Annotated in this window: 29 protein-coding genes and 1 pseudogene; 7 read left to right on the top strand and 23 right to left on the bottom strand. The window is 63.1% G+C overall.

The window, feature by feature from the left end; all coding sequences use genetic code 11:
• Positions 1 to 32: 32 nt before the first annotated feature.
• Positions 33 to 485, top strand: a pseudogene (locus tag BRA62_RS12780) (acetolactate decarboxylase); the annotation flags it as partial.
• Positions 486 to 565: 80 nt separating this feature from the next.
• On the top strand, positions 566 to 853 hold the full coding sequence (locus tag BRA62_RS10230; RefSeq protein WP_349680548.1) for an acetolactate decarboxylase: 288 nt from the start codon (positions 566 to 568) through the stop codon (positions 851 to 853).
• 78 nt (positions 854 to 931) lie between these two features.
• On the opposite strand, the gene BRA62_RS10225 is transcribed toward BRA62_RS10230, so the two are convergent.
• The 5 genes from BRA62_RS10225 to BRA62_RS10205 all read right to left on the bottom strand — a co-directional run bounded on the left by BRA62_RS10225 (position 932) and on the right by BRA62_RS10205 (position 4,102).
• A complete protein-coding gene (locus BRA62_RS10225; protein WP_292366469.1) occupies positions 932 to 1,057 on the bottom strand; it encodes a hypothetical protein in 126 nt (41 codons plus the stop codon).
• 37 nt (positions 1,058 to 1,094) lie between these two features.
• Positions 1,095 to 1,544, bottom strand: a complete 450-nt coding sequence (locus BRA62_RS10220; protein ID WP_292366468.1) for a universal stress protein — start codon at positions 1,542 to 1,544, stop codon at positions 1,095 to 1,097.
• A gap of 5 nt (positions 1,545 to 1,549) precedes the next feature.
• On the bottom strand, positions 1,550 to 2,872 hold the full coding sequence (locus tag BRA62_RS10215) for an ArsB/NhaD family transporter (protein WP_292366467.1): 1,323 nt from the start codon (positions 2,870 to 2,872) through the stop codon (positions 1,550 to 1,552).
• 11 nt (positions 2,873 to 2,883) lie between these two features.
• Positions 2,884 to 3,426, bottom strand: coding sequence for a universal stress protein (locus tag BRA62_RS10210; RefSeq protein WP_292366466.1), 543 nt, complete (start codon positions 3,424 to 3,426; stop codon positions 2,884 to 2,886).
• A gap of 136 nt (positions 3,427 to 3,562) precedes the next feature.
• Positions 3,563 to 4,102 carry an archaemetzincin family Zn-dependent metalloprotease gene (locus BRA62_RS10205; RefSeq protein ID WP_292366465.1) on the bottom strand — a complete coding sequence of 180 codons (540 nt, stop codon included), beginning with the start codon at positions 4,100 to 4,102 and terminating at the stop codon, positions 3,563 to 3,565.
• 17 nt (positions 4,103 to 4,119) lie between these two features.
• On the opposite strand from BRA62_RS10205, the gene BRA62_RS10200 reads away from it, so the two are divergent.
• On the top strand, positions 4,120 to 4,527 hold the full coding sequence (locus tag BRA62_RS10200) for a UPF0146 family protein (RefSeq protein WP_292366464.1): 408 nt from the start codon (positions 4,120 to 4,122) through the stop codon (positions 4,525 to 4,527).
• An 836-nt stretch (positions 4,528 to 5,363) separates the two neighbouring features.
• Here the strand turns inward: BRA62_RS10200 and BRA62_RS10195 are convergent.
• Positions 5,364 to 6,728, bottom strand: coding sequence for a replication factor C large subunit (locus BRA62_RS10195; protein ID WP_292366463.1), 1,365 nt, complete (start codon positions 6,726 to 6,728; stop codon positions 5,364 to 5,366).
• Between the two features lie 253 nt (positions 6,729 to 6,981).
• On the opposite strand from BRA62_RS10195, the gene BRA62_RS10190 reads away from it, so the two are divergent.
• The 3 genes from BRA62_RS10190 (at position 6,982) to BRA62_RS10180 (ending at position 9,137) form a co-directional block, all read left to right on the top strand.
• On the top strand, positions 6,982 to 7,992 hold the full coding sequence (locus tag BRA62_RS10190) for a methanogenesis marker 2 protein (protein WP_292366462.1): 1,011 nt from the start codon (positions 6,982 to 6,984) through the stop codon (positions 7,990 to 7,992).
• On the top strand, positions 7,983 to 8,744 hold the full coding sequence (gene mtxX, locus BRA62_RS10185) for a methanogenesis marker protein Mmp4/MtxX (RefSeq protein WP_292366461.1): 762 nt from the start codon (positions 7,983 to 7,985) through the stop codon (positions 8,742 to 8,744). Before BRA62_RS10190 ends, mtxX begins: the two co-directional genes overlap by 10 nt.
• Before the next feature lie 186 nt (positions 8,745 to 8,930).
• Positions 8,931 to 9,137, top strand: a complete 207-nt coding sequence (locus tag BRA62_RS10180; protein WP_292366460.1) for a histone family protein — start codon at positions 8,931 to 8,933, stop codon at positions 9,135 to 9,137.
• Positions 9,138 to 10,162: 1,025 nt separating this feature from the next.
• Here BRA62_RS10180 and hisB read toward each other — a convergent pair.
• The 14 genes from hisB to BRA62_RS10110 all read right to left on the bottom strand — a co-directional run bounded on the left by hisB (position 10,163) and on the right by BRA62_RS10110 (position 21,091).
• Positions 10,163 to 10,744 carry an imidazoleglycerol-phosphate dehydratase HisB gene (gene hisB, locus BRA62_RS10175; RefSeq protein ID WP_292366459.1) on the bottom strand — a complete coding sequence of 194 codons (582 nt, stop codon included), beginning with the start codon at positions 10,742 to 10,744 and terminating at the stop codon, positions 10,163 to 10,165.
• The gene (gene hisA, locus BRA62_RS10170; RefSeq protein WP_292366458.1) at positions 10,731 to 11,450 is read right to left on the bottom strand and encodes a 1-(5-phosphoribosyl)-5-[(5-phosphoribosylamino)methylideneamino]imidazole-4-carboxamide isomerase; all 720 of its coding nucleotides are present in this window, start codon (positions 11,448 to 11,450) and stop codon (positions 10,731 to 10,733) included. Before hisA ends, hisB begins: the two co-directional genes overlap by 14 nt.
• A gap of 4 nt (positions 11,451 to 11,454) precedes the next feature.
• Positions 11,455 to 12,354 (bottom strand): ATP phosphoribosyltransferase, encoded by a 900-nt coding sequence (hisG, locus tag BRA62_RS10165; RefSeq protein ID WP_292366457.1) that lies wholly within the window; start codon positions 12,352 to 12,354, stop codon positions 11,455 to 11,457.
• Positions 12,355 to 12,377: 23 nt separating this feature from the next.
• Entirely contained in the window at positions 12,378 to 13,580 is a 1,203-nt protein-coding gene (locus BRA62_RS10160) for a methionine adenosyltransferase (protein ID WP_292366456.1), read from the bottom strand.
• A 60-nt stretch (positions 13,581 to 13,640) separates the two neighbouring features.
• Complete coding sequence (locus BRA62_RS10155; RefSeq protein WP_292366455.1) at positions 13,641 to 14,453, bottom strand: DNA integrity scanning protein DisA nucleotide-binding domain protein; 813 nt, start codon at positions 14,451 to 14,453, stop codon at positions 13,641 to 13,643.
• Positions 14,450 to 15,316 (bottom strand): succinate--CoA ligase subunit alpha, encoded by an 867-nt coding sequence (gene sucD, locus BRA62_RS10150; protein WP_292366454.1) that lies wholly within the window; start codon positions 15,314 to 15,316, stop codon positions 14,450 to 14,452. The genes BRA62_RS10155 and sucD overlap by 4 nt, the downstream gene beginning before the upstream one ends.
• Positions 15,313 to 16,398, bottom strand: a complete 1,086-nt coding sequence (locus tag BRA62_RS10145; RefSeq protein ID WP_292366453.1) for a succinate--CoA ligase subunit beta — start codon at positions 16,396 to 16,398, stop codon at positions 15,313 to 15,315. Before BRA62_RS10145 ends, sucD begins: the two co-directional genes overlap by 4 nt.
• Positions 16,395 to 16,934, bottom strand: a complete 540-nt coding sequence (locus BRA62_RS10140) for a 2-oxoacid:ferredoxin oxidoreductase subunit gamma (RefSeq protein ID WP_292366452.1) — start codon at positions 16,932 to 16,934, stop codon at positions 16,395 to 16,397. The genes BRA62_RS10145 and BRA62_RS10140 overlap by 4 nt, the downstream gene beginning before the upstream one ends.
• Complete coding sequence (locus BRA62_RS10135) at positions 16,931 to 17,719, bottom strand: thiamine pyrophosphate-dependent enzyme (RefSeq protein ID WP_292366451.1); 789 nt, start codon at positions 17,717 to 17,719, stop codon at positions 16,931 to 16,933. Before BRA62_RS10135 ends, BRA62_RS10140 begins: the two co-directional genes overlap by 4 nt.
• Entirely contained in the window at positions 17,716 to 18,816 is a 1,101-nt protein-coding gene (locus tag BRA62_RS10130; protein ID WP_292366450.1) for a 2-oxoacid:acceptor oxidoreductase subunit alpha, read from the bottom strand. The genes BRA62_RS10135 and BRA62_RS10130 overlap by 4 nt, the downstream gene beginning before the upstream one ends.
• Positions 18,813 to 19,085 carry a 4Fe-4S dicluster domain-containing protein gene (locus BRA62_RS10125; protein ID WP_292366449.1) on the bottom strand — a complete coding sequence of 91 codons (273 nt, stop codon included), beginning with the start codon at positions 19,083 to 19,085 and terminating at the stop codon, positions 18,813 to 18,815. Before BRA62_RS10125 ends, BRA62_RS10130 begins: the two co-directional genes overlap by 4 nt.
• Positions 19,082 to 19,639, bottom strand: coding sequence for a FumA C-terminus/TtdB family hydratase beta subunit (locus tag BRA62_RS10120; protein WP_292366448.1), 558 nt, complete (start codon positions 19,637 to 19,639; stop codon positions 19,082 to 19,084). Before BRA62_RS10120 ends, BRA62_RS10125 begins: the two co-directional genes overlap by 4 nt.
• Positions 19,636 to 20,475 carry a fumarate hydratase gene (locus tag BRA62_RS10115; protein ID WP_292366447.1) on the bottom strand — a complete coding sequence of 280 codons (840 nt, stop codon included), beginning with the start codon at positions 20,473 to 20,475 and terminating at the stop codon, positions 19,636 to 19,638. The genes BRA62_RS10120 and BRA62_RS10115 overlap by 4 nt, the downstream gene beginning before the upstream one ends.
• A gap of 103 nt (positions 20,476 to 20,578) precedes the next feature.
• On the bottom strand, positions 20,579 to 21,091 hold the full coding sequence (locus BRA62_RS10110; RefSeq protein WP_292366446.1) for a 50S ribosomal protein L16: 513 nt from the start codon (positions 21,089 to 21,091) through the stop codon (positions 20,579 to 20,581).
• A 205-nt stretch (positions 21,092 to 21,296) separates the two neighbouring features.
• Here BRA62_RS10110 and BRA62_RS10105 point away from each other — a divergent pair, with 205 nt between their 5' ends.
• Positions 21,297 to 22,451, top strand: a complete 1,155-nt coding sequence (locus BRA62_RS10105) for an RNA-guided endonuclease InsQ/TnpB family protein (protein ID WP_292366445.1) — start codon at positions 21,297 to 21,299, stop codon at positions 22,449 to 22,451.
• 13 nt (positions 22,452 to 22,464) lie between these two features.
• Here the strand turns inward: BRA62_RS10105 and BRA62_RS10100 are convergent, their stop codons facing one another.
• From BRA62_RS10100 to BRA62_RS10090, 3 genes are all read right to left on the bottom strand, one after another.
• Positions 22,465 to 23,226 (bottom strand): ABC transporter ATP-binding protein, encoded by a 762-nt coding sequence (locus BRA62_RS10100; protein ID WP_292366444.1) that lies wholly within the window; start codon positions 23,224 to 23,226, stop codon positions 22,465 to 22,467.
• A 1-nt stretch (position 23,227) separates the two neighbouring features.
• Positions 23,228 to 24,004 carry an ABC transporter permease gene (locus BRA62_RS10095; RefSeq protein WP_292366443.1) on the bottom strand — a complete coding sequence of 259 codons (777 nt, stop codon included), beginning with the start codon at positions 24,002 to 24,004 and terminating at the stop codon, positions 23,228 to 23,230.
• Positions 24,005 to 24,130: 126 nt separating this feature from the next.
• A complete protein-coding gene (locus BRA62_RS10090; protein ID WP_292366442.1) occupies positions 24,131 to 25,117 on the bottom strand; it encodes an ABC transporter substrate-binding protein in 987 nt (328 codons plus the stop codon).
• Between the last annotated feature and the right edge of the window lie 575 nt (positions 25,118 to 25,692).

Genomic DNA, 25,692 nt, shown 5'->3' with positions numbered 1-25,692 from the left:
CGAGGATATCGGAGCGTTGTGAGGGGTGCTTCATGGCTGAAGACACCCGGCTTCGCTACATCGTCATTGCCGTCGCCTCCCTCATCATCGGGGCGGGCATCGGCCTTGCGACCGCTCCCCTCCCCGCCGCGCCCGGTGGAGATACCGACCGGGAGACGCTCTTCCAGGTATCGACCATCGATGCGCTCCTCCAGGGTGTCTACGACGGCAGCATGACGCTTGATGAGCTTGGGAATCACGGGGATCTCGGGATCGGGTGCGGCGACCGGCTCGACGGGGAACTGGTCGGCGTCGACGGCGGATGGTACCTGGTCCGGACCGACGGGCGGGCTTATCCCGTCGCCGGAAGCGCGACGACGCCGTTCGCGGCCGCGACCTTCTTCGACCCGGACATAACGATCGCGATCGAGGAGCCGATGAACCTGACCGCCCTCGAGGGCTACCTGGAGACGGAGCTCCCTTCAAAGAACCTCTTCTACGCGATTAGAATGGACGGCACCTTCTCCCGTGTGGTGGCGCGGAGCGTGCCCGTCCAGGAGAAGCCCCCTACCCACGGCTCGCCGATGTGGTGGCAAACCAGACGGTCTTTACGTTCGAGAACGTCACCGGGACTGCCGTCGGGTTCTGGACACCGGCACTCGCAGAAGGGGTTAACGTTCCCGGATACCACCTTCACTTCATCACCGGCGACCGCGCCGCCGGCGGTCACCTGCTCGATATGACCCTGACGGAGGGCACCGTGCAACTTGACACCACGACGAACTTCACCATGCGCCTCCCGGCCGGCGGCGACTTCTGGACGGTCGACCTCTCGGGGGACCTCTCGGACGACCTCGATCGGGTGGAGAAGTAGGGCGTCAGCAGTCCCGGCCGGGAGGCGTTCCTCTTCTCCTTCTCCGTTTTTCGCGGCTTTGCGAGACCAGAGCACCATTCATGCATCGTTCACGCGAAGGCGCGAAGGCGCGAAGAACCCGAAGCAGGTGATATACGCTTTCCTCATCTTCGCGTCTTCGTGCGAGATCGCATCACCATCCTGCGGCGCAATCTCCTGGAGCACGAAACTATATCCGCGGGGCGGCCCAGCCAAAAAAAGATTACCGGACGACGAGCAGCGGCGGTCTGACCGTGCCGCCGATCTCCTCGAGCAGGGTGCTGATCCGGGCCTTTCCGCTCCTGCCGAAAGCACCCATGACGACCAGCCCATATTCGCCGGAGTTTGCCTCTTTGAGGACTTCGTCCCTGATCCGGCCCTCGACGATCTTTGACGAGCACCGGATCTTCTCCCCCTGGTAGCGGGAGAGGATGCTGTTTTGATCGCCCTTGATGCTCTCACGCATGTCCTTCCAGATCCGGCCTTCGTAGTCCTTCAACTGGTCGCAGATGCCGCTCTGGGCGCAGAAGTTGAACGCCATCGCTTTGGCCTCCCTGATATCCAGCACCGAGAAGAGGACTACCTCGGCATCTTTCCGTTTTGCCAGTTCAATCGCGTGCAGAGCCGCCTTCTGGCTCCACTTCGAACCATCAATAAGCACGAGAATCTTCATGTCATTCACATCGCAAATTTCAGCCAGAGTATTCCGAGACCTACCGCAACTGTCACGAAGAGCACCAGCATCCCCACCTTCAGAAAGTCGACAAAGGATATACCGATTCCCTCACGCTCGGCGATACCGATAACGACGACGTTTGCCGACGCCCCGATGGCGGTGCCGTTGCCGCCGAGGCATGCACCGAGGGCGAGCGACCACCAGAGCGGGTAGACGTCCATCGTCGCCCCGAGGTCCTGGATGAGCGGGATCATCGCCGCGGTCAGGGGGATATTGTCCACGATCGCCGAAGCGATGGCGGCAAACCAGGTTACGATGAACATCGCCTCCCCGGTCGAGCCGACGTTCTCGACCATGACCGCGGCGATGTTCGCGATAATCCCGGTCTCGACGAGGGCGCCGACGATGACGAAGAGCCCGCCGAAAAAGAAGAGGGCCGGCCACTCGATCTTCTCAAAGATCTCCTCCGGCGACTGCCTGCTCCAGAAGAGGAGGATCGCCGCCCCGATGAGGGCCACCTCCGCGGGCTCAAGCCCCATCGCCGGATCAACAAACGGCAGGAATACGTGCAGGATCTCTCCGATCCGGTCGTGGACGAAGAAGAGCAGGATCACGAACCCGATAACGGCCAAAGACTTATTGAAGAGCGACCGGTCGACGATCGCCGCCCGCTCGTCGAGGCTATTGAGGGTCCGGACCACCTCTTCCCGCTCTTCGGGGTTCACCTTCATGGACCGGCCGTAGATGAGGTACATCATCAGGAGAAGGATCGCCATGTCGATGACCATGATGGGGCCGAGGTGGATCACGAACTCATTGAACGACAGACCGGTGGCGGAGCCGATCATGATGTTCGGGGGGTCCCCGATGAGTGTCGCCGCTCCGCCGACGTTGGAGGCGAAGATCTCCGTGACCAGGAACGGAATGGGATTGAGTTTCATCACTTTCGCGATGTAGAGGAGCATCGGGGTGAGGAGAAGGACCGTGGTGACGTTGTCGAGGAAGGCGCTCACCACCGCGGTCACGAGCGCAAAGAGGACGAGGACCCTGAGAGGACTCCCTTTTGCGAGTTTTGCCGTCCGGATGGCGATGTACTCGAAGAGGCCGCTGCCGCGGGCGGTGTTGACGATGATCATCATCCCCATCAGGAGCAGGATCGTCCCGAAATCGACATGCTCGAGGAGCGCCTCCCAGGGGACGATCCCGATGAAGACCACGATCGCCGCCCCGAACATGGCGGCCACCGCCCGGTGGATCCGCTCGTCTACGATCAGGGCATAGGTGAAGAGAAAGACCGCTACTGCGATCAGTGCAACCGTTTCCATCGATGCACCCGTCAGTAGATGAGCGCAGGGGTCTCCACCCGCTGGCAGATGCGCAGAACGATCGGGCTGATCGAGGCGTCGGTCGACTCCCCATCGGCATAGCGGCGGCATAGCGCGACCATGTCGTGGTTCTTTGCCATCTGTACGACATCGTCGCCCTTATGCCCGACAAACATCCGCGTCTGGGTCGAAAGGCCGTGTTCTTCGAGTTTTGCTGTGGTTCGTTTGAGGAGTTTCCGGCCGTACTCTTCCTTCTTTGCCTGGAATTCCTCCGTCGACGAATGGTTGAGCGCCCGTTCGAGGAGATCGACTACCCCGGCATCGGTGATGTAGGCAAGCGAAATGGTGGCGTCGTAGGCGGAGAGGACGTCGATGGCCTCATTGGTGATGTCATGGACAAAGAAATCGAGCGGCATCAGGATGGACCGGACCTCAGGGACGAGGACCTCCTCTTCGGTCAGCAGGAACTCACGGTACTCTTTGAGGACCGAATCGTAGCGCCTCCCGACGATGTCTTTGAACTTTCGCTGAATCAAGGATGACGAGTATCCCATGGTAATGCACTCCTAAGTTTCCCGTAACTTTTGTTTAATACTTTCTTTGGCCGGCCCGCGCGGTTCTCCTTCTGGAGCGCCGGGCAGGACTCCCGGCGGGATTTGTCGCCCCCCGGACGGCGGCCGCCGTGGTAAGTCACCCCTCTTCCCGCACCGCGAGCGCCTCCCTGCAGGCCGGGCAGAGCATCTTTCTCTTCCTGTCCAGTTCGTCCAGCGTCCGCGGCCGGAACATGACGCATTCGGGGTTTTCGCAGTGGTCGAGCCCGAGAAGGTGCCCGAGTTCGTGCGCTCCTTCTTTCGCGGTCCGGTCGATGAGGTCGGCGTCGTCCGGCGTCCTGCCGTAGTAGTCGTTTGAGAGGCGGGCGGTCGAGACGACGGCGACGCCGCATGCCGGCCTCGCGAGACCGAAGACGAAGTCGCACCCGTTGACGTAGAGGTCCCGGGAGGTGACGAGCAGCAGGGGGCCGTCGATATCGTACCTGCGCGTGAGGGTGTCCTGCAGGCGGTCCAGGATCTTTTGAGCATCGTGCTGGTTACGGTTCCGGTCGTAGCCGTCGATGAGGAACGGATATTCGACGAGCCCGGGGTCTTTCCCGAGGATCATCGCAATCACCCGGACGACCGGGAGTTCGATACCTCCCGGTGCCTGCTGGTCCCAAAGGATATTGATGCCCATTACCTAATCTCTGGGTAATGTGTCGGTATAAACATATTGAACGGAGTATCGGGGAGTATATTGCCGGCCGCTACCGGCGGGTCGTGGAAGTGGGCGTCGGCAACAATCCCGAGGCCGCACGGCTGCTCAAGGCTGCCGGAGCTCTTGTGCTCTGCACCGACATCCGGCCGGGCATCCGGCACGACGGGCTTGCCGTCGCGACCGACGATATATTCGAACCGGATCTCCGGCTTTATGAGGGTGCGGACCTGATCTACGCCGTACGCCCCGGCGTGGAGATGGTCCCGCCGCTGATCGCGCTTGCCCGCCGGATCAACAGCGATCTCCTGGTCTACCACCTGGGGTGTGAGATCTACGGGGACGGCGGCGAGGTCGTGGACTGCGGCACGGTTCTCCTCCACTGTTACCACCGCCGCCGTCCTTAGTGGACAATTTCACCTTATTCTGCGGATTCTAATGCGGATCACCGGTCCCGGACCCATGGTAGCCTCTTTGCACTGCCTTGATGCCATACGATGCGTTCATGCTGCACGAATGAAGACGGCATCCTGACTGGAGGTGGTTCGCAGGATAGATCAGGCTCGCCCCCACCCCGCCCGCGCTCCGCGCTCCTCAGACGCACCTGCGGTGCTTGAACTCCTGCCGTTCGCTACGCTCCCGGCAGTCGTTCCCCGCCCCGAAGGGCGGGGGCAGTGCGTGGTGATAGCCAGTGGGAAGCCGTGCATGGTTCTTCTCCGGGATCTCCCCATGCAGTGGATCGTGGGGATATCGCCATTGGGGGAGGGGCTGACGGGGAGTGCGACGTTCCGAAGCGCGACGGTTCGTTAGAACCGGAGCGTGAGCACCGAAGGTGCGAAGGAACGGAGCTCGACCACCGTCAGGTGGGGAGGGGGGCATGCCCCCCCTGTCTCCACCTCACGAGTTGCTACCTGTAGCCCCACTCGAAGACCTTTGGTCTTCTCAAGCTCCAGACGTCCCGTCCGTCACACCCCGCCCGGCCTTCGGCCTCCTCCCCCGCACCTGACGGTGCTCAAACTCTGCTCCTCCGGAGCGTCGTTCCCCGCCCCTAGGGGTGGGGGCAGTGCGTGGTGATAAGCGACTGGCCGGAGGGCAGGAGCTCGAGCACCGGAGGTGCGTAGTCCACGGGAAAGCCGTGCCCGGGTGTGCCTCCAGGATTGCGGCTTCCCGGAATGAAAAGTAGGGTATACCAGTATATTGCGAAATCCGAACGGTAATCTCTCTTTTAGCGTGTTTCGGCACGCTAGAACAGCGTCGCCTGGCCCGGGGGCGGACCCCGTCGCGTCTCCCCGGCATCGGCGGGAGGGTCGTCGTCTCTGGACTTTCTGCCCCTGCCGGCCCCCTTCTCTTTGGCGGAGGCCTTCTTCGCCTTCGCCTTCTCCTCCTTTGCCACCTCTTTGACCACCTTCGCGGCCTGGGCCTTGTCGTGGATGAAGAGGTTCAGTTCGTCGGCATCGAGCTCGAACTCGCGGACGTAGCCCGTGGGGTCCTGCTCGACGAGGATGCTGATAGCAGTGAAGAAGTCCTCACGCAGTGCGTCCTGTGGGATATGCGTCATCTCGCTGAGTTTCCGGGCGAGACCCGCTCTGACCGCCTTCTGCTTCTTCGACGCCCCCATCTTCTGCCATCGCGACGGCGGCATGATACGGCCGTGGACACCGTGCCCGCCGGCGGCGTCGGCGACGCCGAGGAGCATGACCGCGCTCGCGTACCGCCAGAGGGTGTAATACTGCCGCCGGTAGGTCCGGCCGATGTACTCGTCCGCCTTCGATAAGCAGGCGTAGCCCCTCGCGCGGGAGACGGGATCGGGCATATGGTTCAGGTTCCCCTCGAGCCACTGCTCGACGGTATCGGGGGTGTCCTCGACCTCCACCGCCATGCGGAGCAGATCGGCGTCCCTCCGCCCCTTGAATACCCCTCCGACGAGCTCGAAGATGGTCGAGCGCTCGTCCTTTGCGGAGGTGTGGACATCATCCGCCGCGAGGCGCTCCTTCCCGATAGCCGCGGCGTAGAGCATGTTCACCGCGGCCCGCACATCCCCGCCGGCACGGCTCCCGATCGCGTCGAGCGCGGCAGGATCGCACGCTACGCCCTCTGCGGCACAGATCTGGCGGAGGCGGGGGACGATCGAACGGGCCTGGAGCGCCCGGAACTGTACCGGCTCCGTGACCGCTTTGAGTTCTCTTGAGAGGGAGTAGTAGTCGTTTGCGATCAGGATGATGGGCTGCCGCGACGCCGCGATGATCTCGACGATCGCCTTCGCCCCGCCCCGGTCCGCCTGCCCGTGCAGGTTGTCGGCCTCGTCGAGCAGGATGAGCTTGCGGCTCGCACCGGAGAGGCTGGCCGTGGTGGAACCCGCACCCGCAACCTTCTCAAGGGCCGCTTTCGTCCGCTGGTCGGAGGCGTTCAGTTCCACCACCTCCCAGTTCATGTCGTTTGCAAGGGCGTAAGCGCTCGAGGTTTTGCCGATACCGGGTTTCCCGTACAGGATCAGCGGCTTCTTCTGCCGCGACCAGTCCCGCGCCCACTCGTACATCTGCCTGACGGCGCCGGAGTTCCCCACAACGTCCTGGAGATGCTGCGGCCTGTACTTCTCCACCCAGTCCATACCGATCTATTCGACGCGGTGCATCAAAAATACCACCCCGGTGCGGATGCAGGGACTGTTCCCGGGAGACGCCGGGAGAGTGCCGTGTCCGTCCCGGCCGGGTGCCTGCTAATGCCCGCTTCCCGATCGGGGCAGGCCGGCTCACCTCCGCCGTGATCGGTTCCCGGAGCAGAGTGCATAATACCGGTGAATCAAATACATTATCTCTGATGAGGCAGAATACCATAAAGAAACGTGGAGTGTTGGTGTTCTTGTGGTGAAGGATTGCTCCACCGATACGGTAGCACAGGCCGTCAGGGAATACGAGGGCGTCACCCGTAAGAAGGTGATCGGGAATATGATCCGGTCTCTCCGGATGGAGAACCCCGATGTTGTCGCTTCGTTCGGTGAGGATGCCGCGGTCATCCGGCATAACGCAGAGGACGCGCTGCTGCTTGCGGCGGACGGTATCTGGAGCAAGCTGATGGAGGCGGATCCGTTCTGGGCAGGGTACTGTGCCGTGCTCGTGAACGTTCACGACATCGCTGCCATGGGGGGAAGGCCCGTCGCGATGGTCGATATCCTCTCCGTCACGAACGACCGGATCCGCGACGAGGTGACCCGGGGCATGGTCACCGCATCCGCGCAGTTCGGCGTCCCGATCGTGGGCGGGCACCTGCACCCTGATACGCCCTACAGCGTTGTTGATGTGGCGATTCTCGGGACGGCCAGTATGGACCAGCTCATCTTCTCGGATACGGCACAGGAGGGCGACCGGGTGATCGCGGCGATAGACCTCGACGGCCGGGTACACCCGTCGTGCTGCTTCAACTGGGACTCGGTCACGATGAAGTCGGCAGAGGAGGTGCGGGCCCAGATCCGGGTTATGGAGTACCTCGGAAAGGAGCACCTGGTGACGGCGGGCAAGGACATCAGCAACCCGGGCGTCATCGGGACCCTCGGCATGCTCCTTGAGGTGAGCGGGAAGGGCGCGGTGATCGACCTCGAGGCGATCCCCCGGCCGGACCTCTCCGCGATCGACCTCCCCTTCGAGCAGTGGGTGCGCATGTATCCCGGCATGGGATTCATCCTGACCGCAAAAGAGGAGAACGTGGAGGAGGTCTGCCGCCGGTTCGGCGATGCCGGTCTCACCGCGGCTCCTATCGGGGAGGTTAACGGAAGCAGAAGGCTGGCCATCAGGTACCTGGGCCGGGAGACGCAGGTTTTCGGCCTGGACCAGAACGGTATCATGCGGATCTTCGCTGAAGGAGGGGCATGCAGGTAACGGTCGGGCTTGGTGCGGCGTCTCCTGATGCGAGGATCCTGGCGACCGCCCGGGCGGTCGGCCGGGAGGTTGACCTGATCCTTTTTTCCCACCCCGGGACTGCCGGAACATTCGGTGATGCGGTTACGGTCGTCGAGGCCGAGAAGCCGGAGGTCGCTCTCATCGAGGCTCTCTATGCCGGCAGGATAGACGCTGCCGTCAGGGGCACCCTGCCTGCGTCCTCCACCTTAAATGCCCTCAAGCTGGCTGCGGGTGTCGACCACCTGGAGCGGATCGCCCTTATCGAAACCGCCGACAGGCACCTCTTTCTCCTTGCCCCGGTCGGAGTCGACGAGGGCTGGACGGTCGAGGAGAAGGTGCGGTTCGTCAGAGTCGGCAGGGATATCGCCCGCAGTTTCGGGTTGCCGGAAGGGGCGGCGGTCCTCTCGGGGGGACGGCTCGGGGATCTCGGGCGGCACCCGGTCGTCGACCGGACGATGGCGGATGCCGAACTCGTCGCCCGCCTGACCGGTGCGGAGCACACCGAGATCCTGATCGAGGAGGCAGCGAGACGGTATGGGATGGTCATCGCCCCCGACGGGGTCTCCGGGAACCTTATCTTCCGTACGCTCACGCTCCTCGGAGCCGGGGCCGGGCATGGTGCTCCGGTGGTAAATATCGACAAAATTTTCGTGGATACGTCGCGCGCCTCAGCAGATTATACCAATGCAATAATGCTCGCGAAATCACTGGTGGAGTCGAAAAAACCGTGAATTATGCGCCCATGGGCCAGATGGCCCAATATCTGACGTTTTCCAATAGGCCTGATTCTCTGCCATGTATCGTGATGCACTGTCCGGATGTATCCTCAATGGCAAAGAGAAACGCAAATTTCCGAGATAATCCCGAAACGTTTAAATATTAACTCATACACCTCTTTTTAGAGGTGGAATTAGATTATGGCAGATCTACCTATTGCTGCGGTTGTTCGTATCGCAAAGAAGAATGGTGCTGAGAGAGTCGGCAGCGACGCTGCTGCCGCACTGGTTACCAAGGCTGAGGCGTACATCGCCGAGCTGACCAAGAAAGCCAACAGGCTTGCCCAGCACGCGGGACGCAAGACGATCAAGGCAGAAGACGTCGACGTCGCGGTTAAGTCCGCGTAAGTCGACTGTTTTCTCTTCTCTTTATCGGGGGCCCTCCGAGCCCCCTTTCTGATCCATCTCCGGCAGGATAGACGCTTTATCGATCTCCTTGTGGACGGTATCGTGACTGCTGCTCCGGGGATCCGTGTGCTGAATGTTGTGGGTAAGTGGCTGCCGGGATAACGAGAAGTGCGAGCGAAAGCAGAGCATGAGCATCGTCAGGTACGAGTTGTAACAAATAGGGCGATTGAAATGAGGCAAAAGCCCGGTACAGTGGACCGTTGGGACTGCGCACCTCGCACCTAACGGTGCTCGAACTCGCTCCTAGAGGAACGTCGTTCTCCGGTGCTCACGCTCCGTTCCTCGAAGACCTCCGGTCTTCTCGAACTCCTGTCCTACGAACAGTCGTTCTCCGGAACGTCGCTTATCGCCATGGGGGGAACGACTGCCGGAATGGCAGGAGTTCGAGAAACCCGGGGGGTTTCGCTGTGGGGACAATGGGGAGTGCGACCGAAGGGAGCATGAGAAGAACGAAGTTCTTCGAGGGGGGTTTCCCCCCTCCCCTGCAACCCCTCCCCCAGACGCGATATCCACCGAAATCCGTGGATGGGACTGCAACTGATGAAACTGCAGAGTTATAAGCACGAAAATTCCACTGAACATGGGAAGGACTTCGCTCCCATTACTCACGAAACGCATCTACTGAACACGGAGTCTGTCTTGGCAGCCAGTCAAAACATACAAGCGCTCTAGACCCCCTCTCCAGCCGCGTAGCCCTCTTGCACCACACCGCCTGCCTGGAGAATCCCGGGCATCATACACGCATCCCGTGCTGCACACTCCGTGTCTACGCCGGCAATGGCCGTCAGACACTCATATCTGCGATTTCAGCCAGATTGTGCTGCTGTGTCGTGGATTTCCATGTATGGCGAGTAACGCGGGATTTAATGGCCGATACGTCGTCCTCAGGGTGACGACCCTCCTCCCCTGGAGAAATCCGGCCCTGCGCCGGTCAAAAAAAAGTTGCCCTTATCCTTATTCCGGGTTCACAGCGTGCCTTTGGTGCTCGGCACGTCGCCTACTGAGGGGTCGATTGCCACGGCTGCCCGGAGCGCCCGTGCAAACGCCTTGAACGCCGCCTCGCAGATGTGGTGGTCGTTCCTGCCCGTGACCGTGATGTGGGCGGTGATCCCGGCGTTGGTGCAGAGACTGTAGAAGAAGTGCTCGATGAGGTCGCCGGGAATGCCGCCCGGGCCCGCCGGCGAGAAGGCGGCCTCGAAGGCGAGGTACCCCCGGCCGCCCAGATCAAGCGCCACCCGGGCGAGCGCCTCGTCCATCGGGACGGCTGCGTCGGCGAACCGGGTGATCCCCCTCCCGTCGCCGACCGCTTCGGCAAGGGCTATCCCGAGGACGATCCCGATGTCCTCGATGGTGTGGTGGGCGTCCACCGCGAGGTCGCCGGCCGCCCGGACGGTGAGGTCTATGCGGCCGTGGCGGGCAAACGACGTCAGCATGTGGTCGAAGAACGGTATCCCGGTCTCTATGGTCCCGGCTCCGGTGCCGTCGAGGTCGAGGGAGAGGGTGATATCGGTCTCCTTCGTGGTCCGGTGAACCTCATTCTTCCGCATGCGCCGCCTCCATGGCCTCCGAAAGCCGCACTTTCCCGGCGTAGAGGGCCGATCCGAGCACCGCCCCGGCCGCTCCCGCCTCCCGAAGCGCCGCGACGTCTTCGGCGCTCGATATTCCGCCCGAGACGACGACCGGGACCCTCGCTCTTGCGAGAAGATCCGCCACTGGGTCGATGGCGATCCCCTGCTGGAGCCCCTCCACGTCCACGTTCGTGTAGAGGAGCGATCCTGCGCCGAGGTCTTCGAACCGCTCCGCCCAGGAGAGGTAACTGCCTGCCGGGCGCTCCCACCCCTCGATCATCACCTCGCCGGCCCGGGCGTCGATTCCGGCCATGACCCGCTCGCCGCCGAATTCGTCGGCAAGCGTCCGGATGACATCCGGCGACCGGACGGCCAGGGTCGAGAGGATCACCCGGTCGACCCCGGCGTCAAGCCATCCGGCGGCGTCTTCTGTGCTCCGAATACCGCCGCCGAGTTCGACGAAAGCATCCGTCTCGCGGCTGAAGGCCCGGATCAGGTCGGCGTTTTTGCGCGCCCGGCCGAACGCCCCGTCGAGGTTGACGACATGGAGGCCGTCCGCTCCCTCATCGAGCCATCGGCGCGCCCAGGCGGCCGGGTCGCCGTAGACCGTCGCCGCCTCCGGCCGTCCCTGCACGAGCTGCACGCACCGCCCGTCCAGGATATCTACTGCAGGATAGATCTCCATGCTCTCAGCGTATGATCCGTTCGATGGGCATGACTAATATGTCTTTTGCGCCGGCCCGCTTTAACTGGTTGATCAACTGGTAGACCCGCTCCTCTTTCACGACAGCGTGAACGGCGACCAGGTTCTCGTCGGATGCCACGTCCATCACCGTCGGGCCGGAGAGGCCGGGCAGCACCTCTCTCACGTCCGCAAGGGCGCTCCGGTGGACGTTCATCATCAGGTAGCACTGTCCCTTCGCCCGGATGACGCTCTCGAGGGCGAGGACAAGCTCGTCGATCTTCTCGCGCTTGGCCGCGAGAGAGGCGGGGTTCGCCACCAGGACCGTCGTGGAGGTGAGGACCTCGTCGATGACGCGGAGGTGGTTCGTCCGCAGCGTCGTGCCCGAGGAGGATAGGTCAACGATGGCGTCGGCGATCCCGAGGTGCGGGGTTGCCTCGCATGCCCCTCCGACGGTCACCACCGTCACGGCGACCCCGTGCCCGGCAAAGAACGAGCGGGTGATTGCGGGGAACTCGGTCGCCACCGTTGCCCCCGCGAGATCGGCGACGGTCTCGGTGTCGGACTCCTCCGGCACGGCGACGACGAGCGTGGCCCTGCCGGTCTGCAGGTCGAGTACCTGCTCGACCATTGAACCCCGCTCCATGACCATATCCCTCCCGGTAATGCCGAGGTCGGCAACGCCGCTCGCCACGTACTCCGGGATGTCGATCGGGCGGGCGAAGAGGATCTCCACGTTCGGATCGCGGGTCCGGGTGATGAGCCTTCGCTCTCCCCCGTCGGCCAGGTGGAGGCCGCTCTTTTCGATCAACTCGTTGATGGGCTGGGCAATTCTCCCTTTGTTCGGGATGGCGAGACGAACGAGCCCGGGTCCGGGCCCGGGCTGCCGGGATAACGGTTTACTCATGGGTTGCAACAACTCCGGGAAGGTCAGAAGGTGGAGAGTTCTCCCCTGATGACCTTTTCGGTGATGGTGGGGGTCTTCTCCAGCCACCCGTCGATGATCGCCTCGATATCGGGCTTGATAGAGTTGATATTGACATCCGGTTTCGTGAGAATCTGGGCGCTTGCCACGTGCGGCTGGTCGATCGGGTAGCCGATCTGGGAGAGCATGCGGACGTACATCTCCTCGATGCCGTCGACCCTCGCGACGCAGTCCTGTGCGATCTGGGTCGCGAGGAGGTTGTAGATCTTGCCGATGTGGTTGATCGGGTTCTTGCCGCTCGTTGCTTCCATGCTCATCGGGCGGTTCGGGGTGATCAGCCCGTTCGCGCGGTTGCCGCGGCCGACAGACCCGTCATCGCCCATCTCGGCCGAGGTTCCCGAGACCGTCAGGAAGACGCTGCTGCACTCGAGGTCGTCGGCGGTGTTGATGGCAACGTTGATCGCTCTTGTGGTGAACTGTTTTGCGACCGCCGTGATCTGTTCGGTCAGGAAGTTCTTCTGCTCGATGTATTCGGCGATGCTCGAGCAGTAGCGGTCCACGAACGCCATGGCGATGGTGAGGGTGATGGCATCGCCGTCGCGCAGGCACATGATCTTGCAGTCCTGGCCGATGACGGGATACTTCGGGCGGAGCGTGCCGTCGATGAACGCGGCGACGCCCCGGACAATGCTCTCCGCCTCACTGAACGGTGCGTGTCCGACACCGAACGAGGTGTCGTTCGCCCGCGGGACTTTCCCCTCGCAGGACCGGAAGACGTCCTGCAGGTCGGTCGACCCCTTCCCCATCCGGCAGTCGACGATGATCTCGCGGTCCATGTTGATGGTGGGGAGGATGCTCTTAATGTAGTCCCGTGCAGCCTCGACGGCGATCGCGTCCGCAGGGATGTTTATGCCGTTGAAGGTCTTCGTGGCCCGCCCCGATATGAGGAAGTAGATCGGCCTCGTGATCGTGCCGCCGCCGAACTTCGGGAGCGACTCTCCCGCAACGACCTCGCCCTGGTCGGTGTTGTGGTGCAGGACGCTGCCGCACTCTTCCAGGTACGACCTGCTGAGTGCCCGGCTGATCGACTCCGCGATACCGTCTGCGAGGCTGTCCGGGTGCCCGAGGCACTTGCGCTCCACCAGTTCGATCCGCTGCTTCTCGATCGGGATCTGGTCAAGCCCTTCTACGCTGATGTTCCTGGTCATCAAATCCACCGTAGTTCTAAAGTGTGATAAGAGAAATGATTGCAATTCATATAACCATTTCTAACCGTCACTCCGGAGACGGATGTCGGAACGGATGCTGATTTTGCAGTTTCCGTCCCTGAAAATGCGCACCATGCCCCCGCTCTCGGAGACCGTGATGCCGATGACCGGGATCTCGTGCGTAATGGACGCGGTTGCGCGGTGCCTCCCCCCGAGACCCCCCGGGAGAGAGATGCCCCGCCCGGTGACGTCCAGGTAGCGCCCCGCCGACCGTACCTCGCCGTTCTTGTCGATGACGAAGACGCCGTCCAGCTGGGCGAACTCTTTGACGCTCTCCCAGTTATCCCGGTTCTTGATGTCCCGCAGCGCGGCGGGCTGCCCCTGGTAGGGGTTGATGATCGCCTGGTGGGAGTGCCGGAAGATCTCTTCCGGGTCTCCGATGATGAACGCGGTGCCGATAGACCGTCCTTCCCTTCCTTCGACCGCAATCTCGAGGGCCAGCGTGAGGGCCGCATGGAGCACCTCGCGGGGAACGATGTCGGAGAAGTCCCTGAGGTTGATGAAGTTCTTCCCCTCCTCGATGTCGTAGATGATGACGGCGTAGGGGAAGACGCCGACGACGAGGCCGCTCTCCAGGTTGCGCCGGAGGTAGAGGTGGACTGCGGCGTCGAGCATGTGCCGCTCGCTCACCTCCAGGATGTCGTGCATGGTCAGGTCCTTTAAAACATCGAGCTGGAGTTCCTGCACCCGGATGATCGGGATATCGGGCGTGCCGGGGGGGAGCGGGACCGGATCGACGAACGAGACGACCGCCAGTGCGCCGATCTTTGCAGCCACTTCACAAGCGGTTGCAAGCATCAGGTCGCCGTTCATAGCACCTCCCGGATCAGTCCCGGTATCTCCGAAGGCCGGGAGGCGACGGGGATGTTCCGGGCGCGAAGCCGCCGGACCTTGGACCGTGCGTCGCCCTCGCCGCCCTCGATGATCGCACCCGCGTGGCCCATCCGCTTTTCGGGCGGGGCGCTCACGCCGGCGATGTAGGTGACGACCGGAAGATCGGTCGACCGGACTCCCTCCTCTTCGAGGTTACCCCCCACCTCGCCGATGACGACGACGGCCTTCGTATGGGGATCTTCCTCGAACCGCGCGAGGACGTCGACGAACGTCTGGCCGATCACCGGATCGCCGCCGATCCCGACCACCGTGCTCTGGCCGATGCCGGCGCGGGTGAGTTCGTCGACCACCTCGTAGGTGAGGGTGCCGCTGCGGGAAACGACGCCGACTTCTCCCCGGGTGGCGAGATGGGCCGGCATAATCCCGAGTTTGCACTCCCCCGGCGAGAGGAGCCCCGGGCAGTTCGGGCCGATGACCGTGCAGTCGTGAAGTTTTGCGTAGGCGATGGCCAACATAGCGTCGTGGACGGGGATGTGCTCGGTGATGACGACCGCAAGTTCGATCCCCGCGTGCGCCGCCTCCATGACTGCGTCGCCCGCGGCGCCTGCCGGGACGAAGACGACGCTGGCGGTCGCGTCGTGCTCGGCGAGCGCCTCCTTCACGGTGTTGTAGACCGGCACGCCGTGGACTTCCCGGCCGGCCTTCCCGGGCGCAACCCCCGCGACGACGCCCCGCCCGCCTACCTCGCGGGCGTAGGCGTTCATCAGTTCCGTGTGGAACGTGCCCTGCCTGCCGGTGATGTTCTGCACAATCACGCCGAGATTCTTATCCCCGTAGATCATGATACGACCTCCATCGCCGCTTTCACGGCCGCATCCATGCTCTCGAGCATCCGGTAGCCGCATTCGGCGAGCAGCCGCCGTCCTTCCTCCTCGTTCGTCCCGGCCATCCGGACGATGACCGGCGGTGCAACGCCGGCGGCGATGATCCCCTTCGCCACCTCGTCGCACCGGGTGATGCCGCCGAGGAGGTTGACCACGATCACCGCGACATCGGGCATGCTCGCGACGAGCCGGACGGCGTGCATCACGCGTTCCTGCTCGGCGCCGCCCCCGACGTCGAGGAAGTTCGCCGCCCGTCCATTGTGGTATTCGATAAGGTCGAGCGTCGACATCGTGAGCCCGGCGCCGTTGCCGATGACCCCGATGCTGCCGTCGAGTTCCACGTAGGAGAAGCCATGCTTCTCGGCCTCGCGCTCGCGCTCCGAGAGGTCGCGGTTGACCGCTATTCCCTGGCGTGCGAGGGCGTTGTCGTCGACGATCAGCTTCGCGTCCGCCGCGTAAACCCCCTGCGGCGTCGTCACGAGCGGGTTTACCTCCGCGAGCATGGCATCCTTCTCCTGGAATATGTGGTAGAGGCTGTTGATGACGGGGGCGAGTTCCTTCGGCGCTCCACCGAGGAGTTCACGCATCAGAAACGGCGGGATGTCCCGGAGGAGGGGGGATACGACGACCCTCCTCACGGCGGACTCGTCCTCTTTTGCCATCTTCTCGATCTCCACCCCGCCGGCGTCGGCAAAGAGGACCACCGGCTGCCTGCTCGACCGGTCGACCGCGATGCTGACGTAGTACTCGTGTTCGATCGGGAGCTGTTCCTCGACAAGGATCTCCCCGACCGGGACGCCCTTGATCTCCCGGGAGAAGAGTTCCCGGGCGGTCAGGACCGCCGATGCATCGTCGGCGAAGAGGACGCCGCCGGCCTTTCCGCGTCCGCCGACGTCCACCTGCGCCTTGAGCACCACACCGTCGCCGAGCCCGGGCAGGTGTGCCGCGACCTCTTCCGGTTCCCGTATGAGAACCCCCTTCGGGACCGGAATGCCGTACCCCGAAAATATCCGTTTTGCCTCGTATTCCAGTAGTTTCATAGGTTACACGCTCGCTCTCCGAGTTCGAATCCCCTCTTTAACGCCTTCAGGTTCAGTTCCTCGGTGCCTTTCGGGACGCTGTCGAGCACCGCACGCTCGATCGCCTCCCTGCTCACGACCCCTGTTGCGGCCACGAGGGCGCCCATCATCACGATGTTTGCCACGATCTCCCGGCCGAGAGTGCTCTTCGCCTCCGATGTCGCCGGGATCTCGCAGCAACGGCAGGCCGGGCGCGACCGGACGAGGTCGGCATCGATGAGCATGACCGCGTCTTCCCGCGCCAGGACCCCGTACTTCTCGAACCCCTGCTGGGACATGATGACGAAGATGTCGGGTTCAGCCACCTCGGGGTAGAGGATCGGTTCGTCGTCGATCACCACCTGCCCCATCGAGGCGCCGCCCCGGGCCTCCGGGCCGTAGACCTGCGTCTGGACGGCATATTTGCCGTCGTAGAGCGCCGCCGCCCGCCCGAGGATGACCGCGGAGAGGATGATCCCCTGCCCGCCGTATCCCGAGAACCTGACCTCGTGCCTCATGGCTTCACCCCCATCGCCGGTCGGTTCCGCCGGACCAGTTCCCCGACGGTGAAGATGTCGTCAGGGACCGGTTTTCCCTCCTGGATCAGCCGATCACGCTTTTCCACGAGCATCGCGTGGCTCCGGAGGTGCTCGATCATCTCCGAAACGCGCCGGAGTTTGTTGTGGCGGCCGTAGTTGGTCGGGCACTGTGTCCTCACCTCGATGAAGGCAAGCCCCGGTGTCTGCAGTCCTGCGGCGACGGCTTTCGTGAGTTCTTTGACGTGGTAGGACGTCCAGCGGGCGACATAGTTCGCGCCGGCGGCGACAGCGAGTTCCGCGAGGTCGAAGGCCGGTTCGCTCATCCCGTAGGGCGTCGTCGTCGAGATGGCCCCCTGCGGCGTCGTCGGGCTCCCCTGCCCGCCGGTCATGCCGTAGATATGGTTGTTCATGCAGACCACGGTCATGTCCACGTTCCGGCGGCAGGCGTGGATGAAGTGGTTCCCGCCGATGGCGGCAAGGTCCCCGTCTCCCGTGAAGACGACGACATTTAAGTCCGGCCGCGCCATCTTCACGCCCGTAGCGAACGCGAGCGCCCGCCCGTGGGTGGTGTGGAGCGAGTCGGTGAGGATGTAGCCGGGAGCGCGGGAGGAGCACCCGATCCCGGAGACGAAGACCGTCTCTTCACGCTTCCAGCCCATCTCCTCCACCGCCCCGAGGGTGCAGTTGATGACCGTCCCGTTGCCGCACCCGGTGCAGTAGATGTGGGGGAGGCGATCGTCCCGGAGCCAGTCGGGCGCGATCATCGGTACACCTCCAGCGCCCGCACGAGTTCGGCGGGTGTGTGGAGTTCTCCTCCTATCTTCGGGATGGAGACGACCGGCTGGTCGACGTGGCGCTGGACCTCCCGCACCATCTGGCCCATGTTCAGTTCCGGCATCAGGAAGACCTCAGCGTTTGGGAAAACTTGCAGGGCGAACTCCGGAAACGGCCAGACGACCCGGAGGCGCAGATGACCGATCGAGTCGTCGGGACGGTCGCGCATCACCTGCTCCACCGTCCGCGACGGCGGGCCGTAGGTGACGAAGACCGTCTCGGCGTCGGGGTTTACGACCTCGTAGTCGGCGATCTCGCGGCGCGCCGACTCGACCTTGGCGACCAGCCGGCGTACCAGCCGGTCGTGCGCCTCGGGATCGGTCGTGTCCGGGTAGCCCCGTTCGTCGTGGGTGAGGCCGGTCACGTGGACGGATCTCCCCGAGCCGAAGGGTGCGAACCCGGGGATTCCGTCTTCTCCCGCTTCGAACGGGAGGGTGTCTTCAGCGAGAGGGCTTGAGCGGGTGACCTTGACCGCGTCGGGGATGGTCACCCGCTCCCGCATGTGACCGACGATCTCGTCGGCCATCAGGAAGGTGGGGACCCTGAACCGGTCGGCGAGGTCGAACGCTTTTGCGGTCAGGTCGAACATCTCCTGAACGGAGTTCGGGGTGATCGCGATGGTGCTGTAGTCGCCGTGCGACCCGAACCGGCACTGGAGCATGTCCCCCTGCGCGGCCCGCGTCGGCTGGCCGGTGCTCGGGCCGCCCCGCTGGATGTTGACGATGACGCACGGCGTCTCTGTCATGGCAGCGTAGCCGATGTTCTCCATCATCAGCGAGAACCCGGGACCGCTCGTCGCGGTCATGGCTCTCGCCCCCGTCCAGGCGGCGCCGATAACCGCGGCGATGCTCGCGAGTTCGTCTTCCATGGAGATGAAGACCCCGCCGGCCTTCGGGAGTCTCCGGGCCATGGTCTCGGCTATCTCGGTCGACGGCGTGATCGGGTAACCGCCGAAGAACCGGCATCCGGCGGCAAGCGCGCCCTCTGCACAGGCGGTATTCCCCTGCATGAACTCAACCCTGCTCAAAACTCCACCTCCACCTTATGAGGCTCAAACGGCCTCTCCTCGACCCAGGCAATCGCCTGGTCGGGGCAGATCATGTGGCAGACCCCGCAGAGCATCCGCCCGTAGAGGGCCTGCAGCCTGCAGTTCGTGCACCGTTCGGGGCGGTCGAGGACCGGAGTGACGATCCCCCGGCTGTTGAGTTCCGTCCCTTCCTGAAATATCCCATAGGGGCAGACCAGCACGCAGAGGTTGCATCCTTTGCAGCGGCTTTCATCGATGACGAGTTTCATGAGACGGTATCCTGCTTGATATTGAATCGCTGGTGAAATTGTGTTTTCGCTTTCTGCTGTATGGCCTCGAAGAGATCCCCGCCGTGGGCGTCGATCCCCACCGTCAGCGGCAGGCGATCCGCCTCGATGACCCAGATCGCCTCGGCCATGCCGAGGTCTTCGAAATAGACACCTTTAAGGGTCATTCTGGCAGCGGCGCTCGCGGCGCACCCGCCCGTGAGCGCGAGGTAGACGGCGCGCCCCCGGAGTTGCTCGACCACCTCCGGCCCCATGCCGCCTTTCCCGACGAGGGCGCGGACGCCCGCGTCGATGAGGAATCCCGTGAGCGCGTTCATCCGGGCGGACGTGGTGGGGCCGGCGACGACGAGCCGGCCGTCCTGGACCACCGGACCGCAGTGGTAGACCACGGCCCCCTCCGGATCGAAGGGTATGCCCTCCTCCATCATGCGGAGGTGGGCCTCGTCCCGGGCGGTGTAGATCGTCCCGGAGAGGGTGACCCGGTCGCCCGCCCGGAGCTCGAGCACCTCGTCGCCGAGCGGTGTCGTGAGGTTCACAGATTCACCTCCACGGTCGCCCGGCGGCAGGCCCAGCACTGCACGTTCACCGCCACCGGGAGGGATGCGGTGTGGCAGTCGGCCCGCTTCACCTTCACCGCGAGCGCCGTCGTGTCGCCACCAAGCCCCATCGGCCCGATGCCGAGGGCATTTACCGCGTCGCAGAGTTCCTGCTCGTAGCCGTCCATGGCGTCCACCGGGAGAAGCAGGGCTTCCTTTGCAAGCGCTGCCGCCACATCGAACGTCCCGCCGATCCCGACGCCGAGGATCACGGGCGGGCAGGGTTTTCCCCCGGCAAGGAGCATCGTCTCGGTGACGAATTTCGGTATCTGTGCCGCCTGCGAGGGGAGGAGCATCCCGAGCCTTGAGACGTTCTCGGAGCCTGCGCCTTTCGGGAGTACGGTTACGGTGAGCCGGTCCCCGGGCGTCACGTGTGCCGCAGGCATCCCGGCACCGGTGTTGTCGTTGGTGTTCTCCCGGGTGAGGGGGTCGACGACGTTCGGGCGGAGCGGTATTGTGGCCGTCGCCCGGCGCACCCCTTCCCGCACCCCTTCAAAGAGGCCGGGCGAGAGCCCGATATCGGGGGGCAGGGTGAGGTAGATCACCGGCACGCCGGTATCCTGGCAGATCGGCACGTGTCGCTCTTCCGCGAGCGCGATATTTTCGAGGATGTTCTCGAGTTCCCGGCGTGCGATCGCATCCCTCTCGGCCGCCGCCGCCTTCCGGAGCACCGCAAGCACGTCGGGAGGGAGCCGGATCTCGGCCTCTCTGAGAGCCCTCTCTGTGGCGTCTGCCAGTGCGTCCGAAAGCGCTGTGTCTGCCGGGTTAGCCATCATTTATACTGGTGGGAAGCGACTATAAAAACCTATATTCCCGCAGGTACCGGATCTGCCGCCTGGAGGGGCGCTCCTCGCAAAAAAGGTGGGAGGGGATGCGGATTTATGCTGCCGGGGCCCGCTCTTCGATGATTCTGGCGGGAGTCGGAAGTTTGTACGTGCCGCGCTTGAGGGAAGCCTTTGCCTTCTCGGCGTGCTGCGGGCTTGTCCAGACGGAGAAGATCTTCTGGCCCTTCTCAACCCGTGCCGCGGTGCCTACGGCCTTCCCGAAGGCGAGGCGCATACCCTCCGAGACACGGTCCGCTCCTGCGCCGGTGGCCTGCTTGTTCTCGCGCAGGACGTGGTGCGGGTAGGTCCTGAGCTTCAGGTGGAAGTTTGCCCTCCCCACCTCCTTGACGAGCCGCCGGTTGATGCCGATACGGGCGGCTTCAAGGGCCGTGTGGCGTATCTGGCAGGTCTCGTCGACGACGATGGAGAGCTCGACCGGGTAGTCCTCGGTGAGGTTGCCCATATCGAACTGCACGATCTTGCTGCCCGGCACGCCGCCCATGTATTCTCTGCGTGTATATGCTTTCTTTGCGAGATTCCTGTACATCTTCGCTGGTTTTCGTACCATTGTTAAAAACTCCTGCCGATCTATGAGTGCTTTATAAAATGGAGATCTCTTCTAATAAACCTTACCCGATCCAGGGTTCAAGGGGTGTAAGAAAGCCCCTGGCTTGAGCCGTGGGGATGCATTGCACCCCTTGGCCAGAATACACTTTCACCCCGCACGGGATACTCTATAGCCTGCTGAGCGCACATGGATCCCTAGAGCCTGCATGAGACACGTCACCAGATACCGGGTCTACCCCTCGCAGAAGGTTGCCGGGAGGCTGTTCACCGGCTTTGCGAGGTGCTCCTTTGTCCGGAACTGGTGTCTTGAGAACAGGGTGTACCGGGACTCCTGTCTCCCGAAGCTGAAAGAAGAGTATCCCGAGCTGAAGGAAGTCCAAAGCAAGGTTCTGCAGAATGTCGTCCAGCAGATCGTCCACAACCTGAAAGCCCTGAGGGCGCTGAAAGCGAAGGGGAGAAAGGTCGGCAAGCTCCGGAAGAAGTGGGTCCACTCGATGATCTACGAGCAGACCGGGTTCAAACTCACGGGCAACCGCCTCTGGCTGAGCAAGATCGGGGAGATGCGGATCGAGCTCAGCCGTCCGGTGCCGGGCCGAATCAAACAGATCGTGATCAAGCACACCCCCGCTCACAAGTGGTTCGTAGCGATCATCTCCGAGACCCCGGGCAACCCGGAGCCGACGACTGGAACCCGGGCGGTCGGGATCGACCTGAACCTGGAGAACTTCTCCACCGATACCGATGGCAGGGTCTTCGAGCACCCGCACAACGTCAGGAAGGCCGCACAACGGCTCCGCCGGGCCCAGAAAAAGTTATCTCGGGCAGTGGACGGGAGCCGGAACCGCCGGAAACAACGGGTCCGGGTTGCCCGGATCCATGAGCGAGTCGAGAACCGGAGAAACGATTTCCTGCACAAGTGGAGCCGGTATTATGTTGATCGCTACGACTACATTGCTCTGGAACACCTGAACATCAAACCGATGGTCGAGTCGCTGGACGCGAAGCTCCGTGGCAGGCCTAAATCTATTCTCGATGCCGCGTGGTACAAGGCAAGAGAGTTCATACGCTACAAAGCTGCGAATGCTGGTAAGTATGTACACCTCATTGATCCGGCCTACACGACGCAGGACTGTTTCATCTGCGGGCACCGGGAAAAGAAGGATCTCTGGCAGCGAACACATTCCTGTCCGGTCTGCGGGTATACCGTGCCGAGAGATCTGAACGCAGCTCAGAACATTCTCAAACGAGCATCCGTAGGGTGGGGCACACCCGAATCTACGCTTGTGGAGATGGGGGCCGCTACACTGCCAATTCCGGCAGTGCAAGTCCCGGTCAACGAAGCAAGAATCTCCCGGCTTTAGCCCGGGGAGAGTGTCAATGGGCGTTTTCGGTCTCGTCGATCATCCGGAGCACCCTTCGCCGGACTTCCGCGAACTCGGCGCTGGTGCGGTCCCGCGGCCGCGGCCAGGGGATCTCGATGATCTCCCGGATCGACCCCGGCCGCGGAGAGAGGACGACGATCCGGTCGGAGAGGTAGACCGCTTCGTCGACGCTGTGGGTGACGAAGACGATCGTCTTCTTCGTCTGTTCCCAGAGGGAGAGGAGCTCTTTCTGCATCCGGTTCCGGGTCTGGGCGTCCAGCGCCCCGAACGGTTCGTCCATGAGGAGGACGTCGGGGTCGTTTGCGAGCGCTCTCGCGATCGCCACCCGCTGCCGCATCCCGCCGGAGAGTTCAAAGGGGTAGGCGTCCCGGAACTGCGAGAGGCCGACCAGCTCAAGGTAGTGATCCGCCGTCCGCCGGCGCTCCTCCTTTGCGACGCCTTTCATCTCGAGGCCGAAAGCGACGTTGTCGATCACCCTCCGCCAGGGGAAGAGGGAGTACTCCTGAAAGACCATCCCTCGTTTCGGATCCGGACCGGTGACCGCGCGGCCGTCGACGGTCACGCCACCGGTGGTCGCGGTCTCGAGCCCGGCGATGATCCGGAGAAGCGTCGTCTTCCCGCACCCCGACGGCCCGACCAGGCAGACGAACTCCTCGTCGCTGATCTCGAGGCTAACACCGGCAAGTGCCTGCGTGGCGGTGCCGTCCTCCTTCGGGAAGGCCTTGCCGAGGTCCCGTATCGTTACCCCGCTCATTCTAGGCCACCTCCCCGGCCCGCCACCGCAGGAGCTGTCCGTCGACGTAGTTTCTGAAGATGCGGTCGATGGTGAGGCCTGCAAGGCCGAGGATCAGCATGTAGACGACGACGTTGGGCATCTGGTGGAGGTAGTAGTTATGCCAGAGCTGGTAGCCGAGCCCGTACCGGGAGACGCCGAACATCTCGGCGGCCACGAGACACATCCACCCGACGCCCATGGCGATCCGGATGCCGGAGGCTATCGCGGGGACGGCGGCGGGAAGGGCGACGTAGCGGATCAGCTCAAACGAGGTGTCGCACCCGAGCACCTTGCCCGCCTCGACAAAGACCTTCGGGACGTCCCGGAACCCGGAGTAGGTCGCGGTCAGGATCGGGAAGAACGCTCCTGCAAAGATGACGAAGCCCGCCGCCTGAGTGGTGAGCCCGAACCAGATGATGGCGAACGGGATCCAGGCGAGCGGCGGGATGGGACGGAGGATCTCGATGATCGGGTCGAGCAGGAAGTCCGCCACCCGGAACCACCCCATGAGGATCCCGATGGGGACGCCGAGGAAGAATGCCGCGAGAAGTCCGATCCCGAAATGTTCGAGACTTACCGTGATGTCGGCCAAAAGGGTGCCGGACCCGAGGAGGTTTACGAATGCGCCGGCGACGTCGGTGACGCTCGGGAGGATGAAGGATCGCCCCACCACGTATTCGGCGACGATCTGCCAGATTACCGCCGCGACGATGAGTGCTGCGATGCCGAGTAGTCGTTTCTGTGTCTGTCGGTTCATGTCTTTATTCCGTTGCCTGGTTATTGCGAAAGGAGATGAGGGCCGGTTCACGCTAAAAGATTCTTCAGTATTTCATCGGCACGCCCATAAAAGATACTTTTGGAGAAAAAACGGGTGGGTTCCGGGTTATGCCCGGACCTTCTCGTAGAACGCGAGGTCGAAGAGGTCGTCCTCTGTGAGGGATTTGTCGATGTAGCCGAGGTCGTACTGGAGCTCGGTGTACTCGACCACCGACGTCGTGATGACGTGCGGGTCGGCGATCCAGGTGCCGTCCCAGTCCCTGAACGATGCCTTCACGGTCTCGACGTTCTGTCCGGTCTTGCTCGCGTAGATGGACGCGGCCTCGTCCTTATGTCCGAGGTTGTACTCCGTCGCCCTGATGTGGGTCTTCACGACCTGCTCGACGATCTCGGGGTGCTCGCGGATCAGCGAGCCGCTCGCGACGAGGACACAGCATGCGTGGTCTTTGAGCATCTCTCCCGACTTCACCACGGTTCTTCCCGTACCCTCCGCCGCGATGACGGCCGGAGACGGGTGGGGGAGGAAGACGCCGTCGACCTGGCCTGCGGAGATGGCGGTGGTTGCGGCACCGGGGTCCATGGGGACGATCTCGACGCTTGCGGGATCGACACCGTTCTCCTCGAGCCAGGTCCGCAGGATGGTGTCCTGGATTGTTCCCGGCGGGAAGGTGGCGATCTTCTTGCCCACGAGGTCGGCGGGGGTCGAGTACGGAACCTCGGTCCTGAGCACCAGGTCGGAGCCCTGGGTCTGCACCGCTGCAACGATCTTGGCGTCAAGCCCGCTGCTCACGGCCGCGACGAACGGGGCGGCGCCGACGTAGGCGATATCCAGGTCCCCGGCGAGCATCGCCTGCATCTCGGGAGCGCCGGTGCCGAACTCGTAGTCGGTCACCCGGGTGATGCCGAGCGGCGCGAGGTCTTCCTGCCACCATCCCTTCTCCATCGCGGTGACGTGGGCGATCTGGTGGGTGCTCGGCTGGTAGCCGATGCGCAGGTGCGTTACATCGCCGGTGCCGGTGCCCGTACACCCGCTTACAAACGTGAACGCCGCGACCAGAGCCACGGCCAGAAGAATTGCGGTTAACGATCTCATTGGTCTCTCCATCCGTATATGGATGTGTAGTCTTCACGCTGTCGGTATATAGTATTGTCGAAAATTGGAGGCATTGTTATACTTTAGTATTAATTTTCGCTTTAGGTTTGTTCTTATGGGGGTGATCGGGTGCGGAGTGGAGAGGCGGGTGGGGTACACGCTGGGAATAATGGGGATCGTAGGAATCGTTTTGGGGCGTGTTGGTCAGAAGCGCGAATGATGAACATCGGAAGCGAGGGAAGACCCGATGCACTGGACCGTGGGAATATCGCCCCTGGGGGAACGACGCTCCGGAGAACGACCGTCCGCAGGATGCGATGGCCCGCAGGGCCGGAGCTTGAGAAACCCGAAGGGTTTCGGACGGGAGTTTGAGAAGCCATCGGGCTTCGAGGAGCGGAGTTCGAGCACCGTCAGGTGCGAGGCGCGAACGCGGTGAGCGTGAGCACCGTTAGGTGCGAGGTGGGGCTGACGGGGAGTGCGATGGGCGGAACGCCCGGAGCTCGAGAAGAACGAAGTTCTTCGGGGGGGCGTGCCCCCCCGTCTCTACCTCACGAAAGGACATCTGTAACCCCCAC

Origin of the sequence: Methanoculleus sp. UBA208 (assembly GCF_002498065.1) — an archaeon.
Lineage (GTDB): Archaea > Halobacteriota > Methanomicrobia > Methanomicrobiales > Methanoculleaceae > Methanoculleus.
Note: the sequence above shows the minus strand (reverse complement) of the source record. Positions and strands in the feature narration are given on the sequence as shown.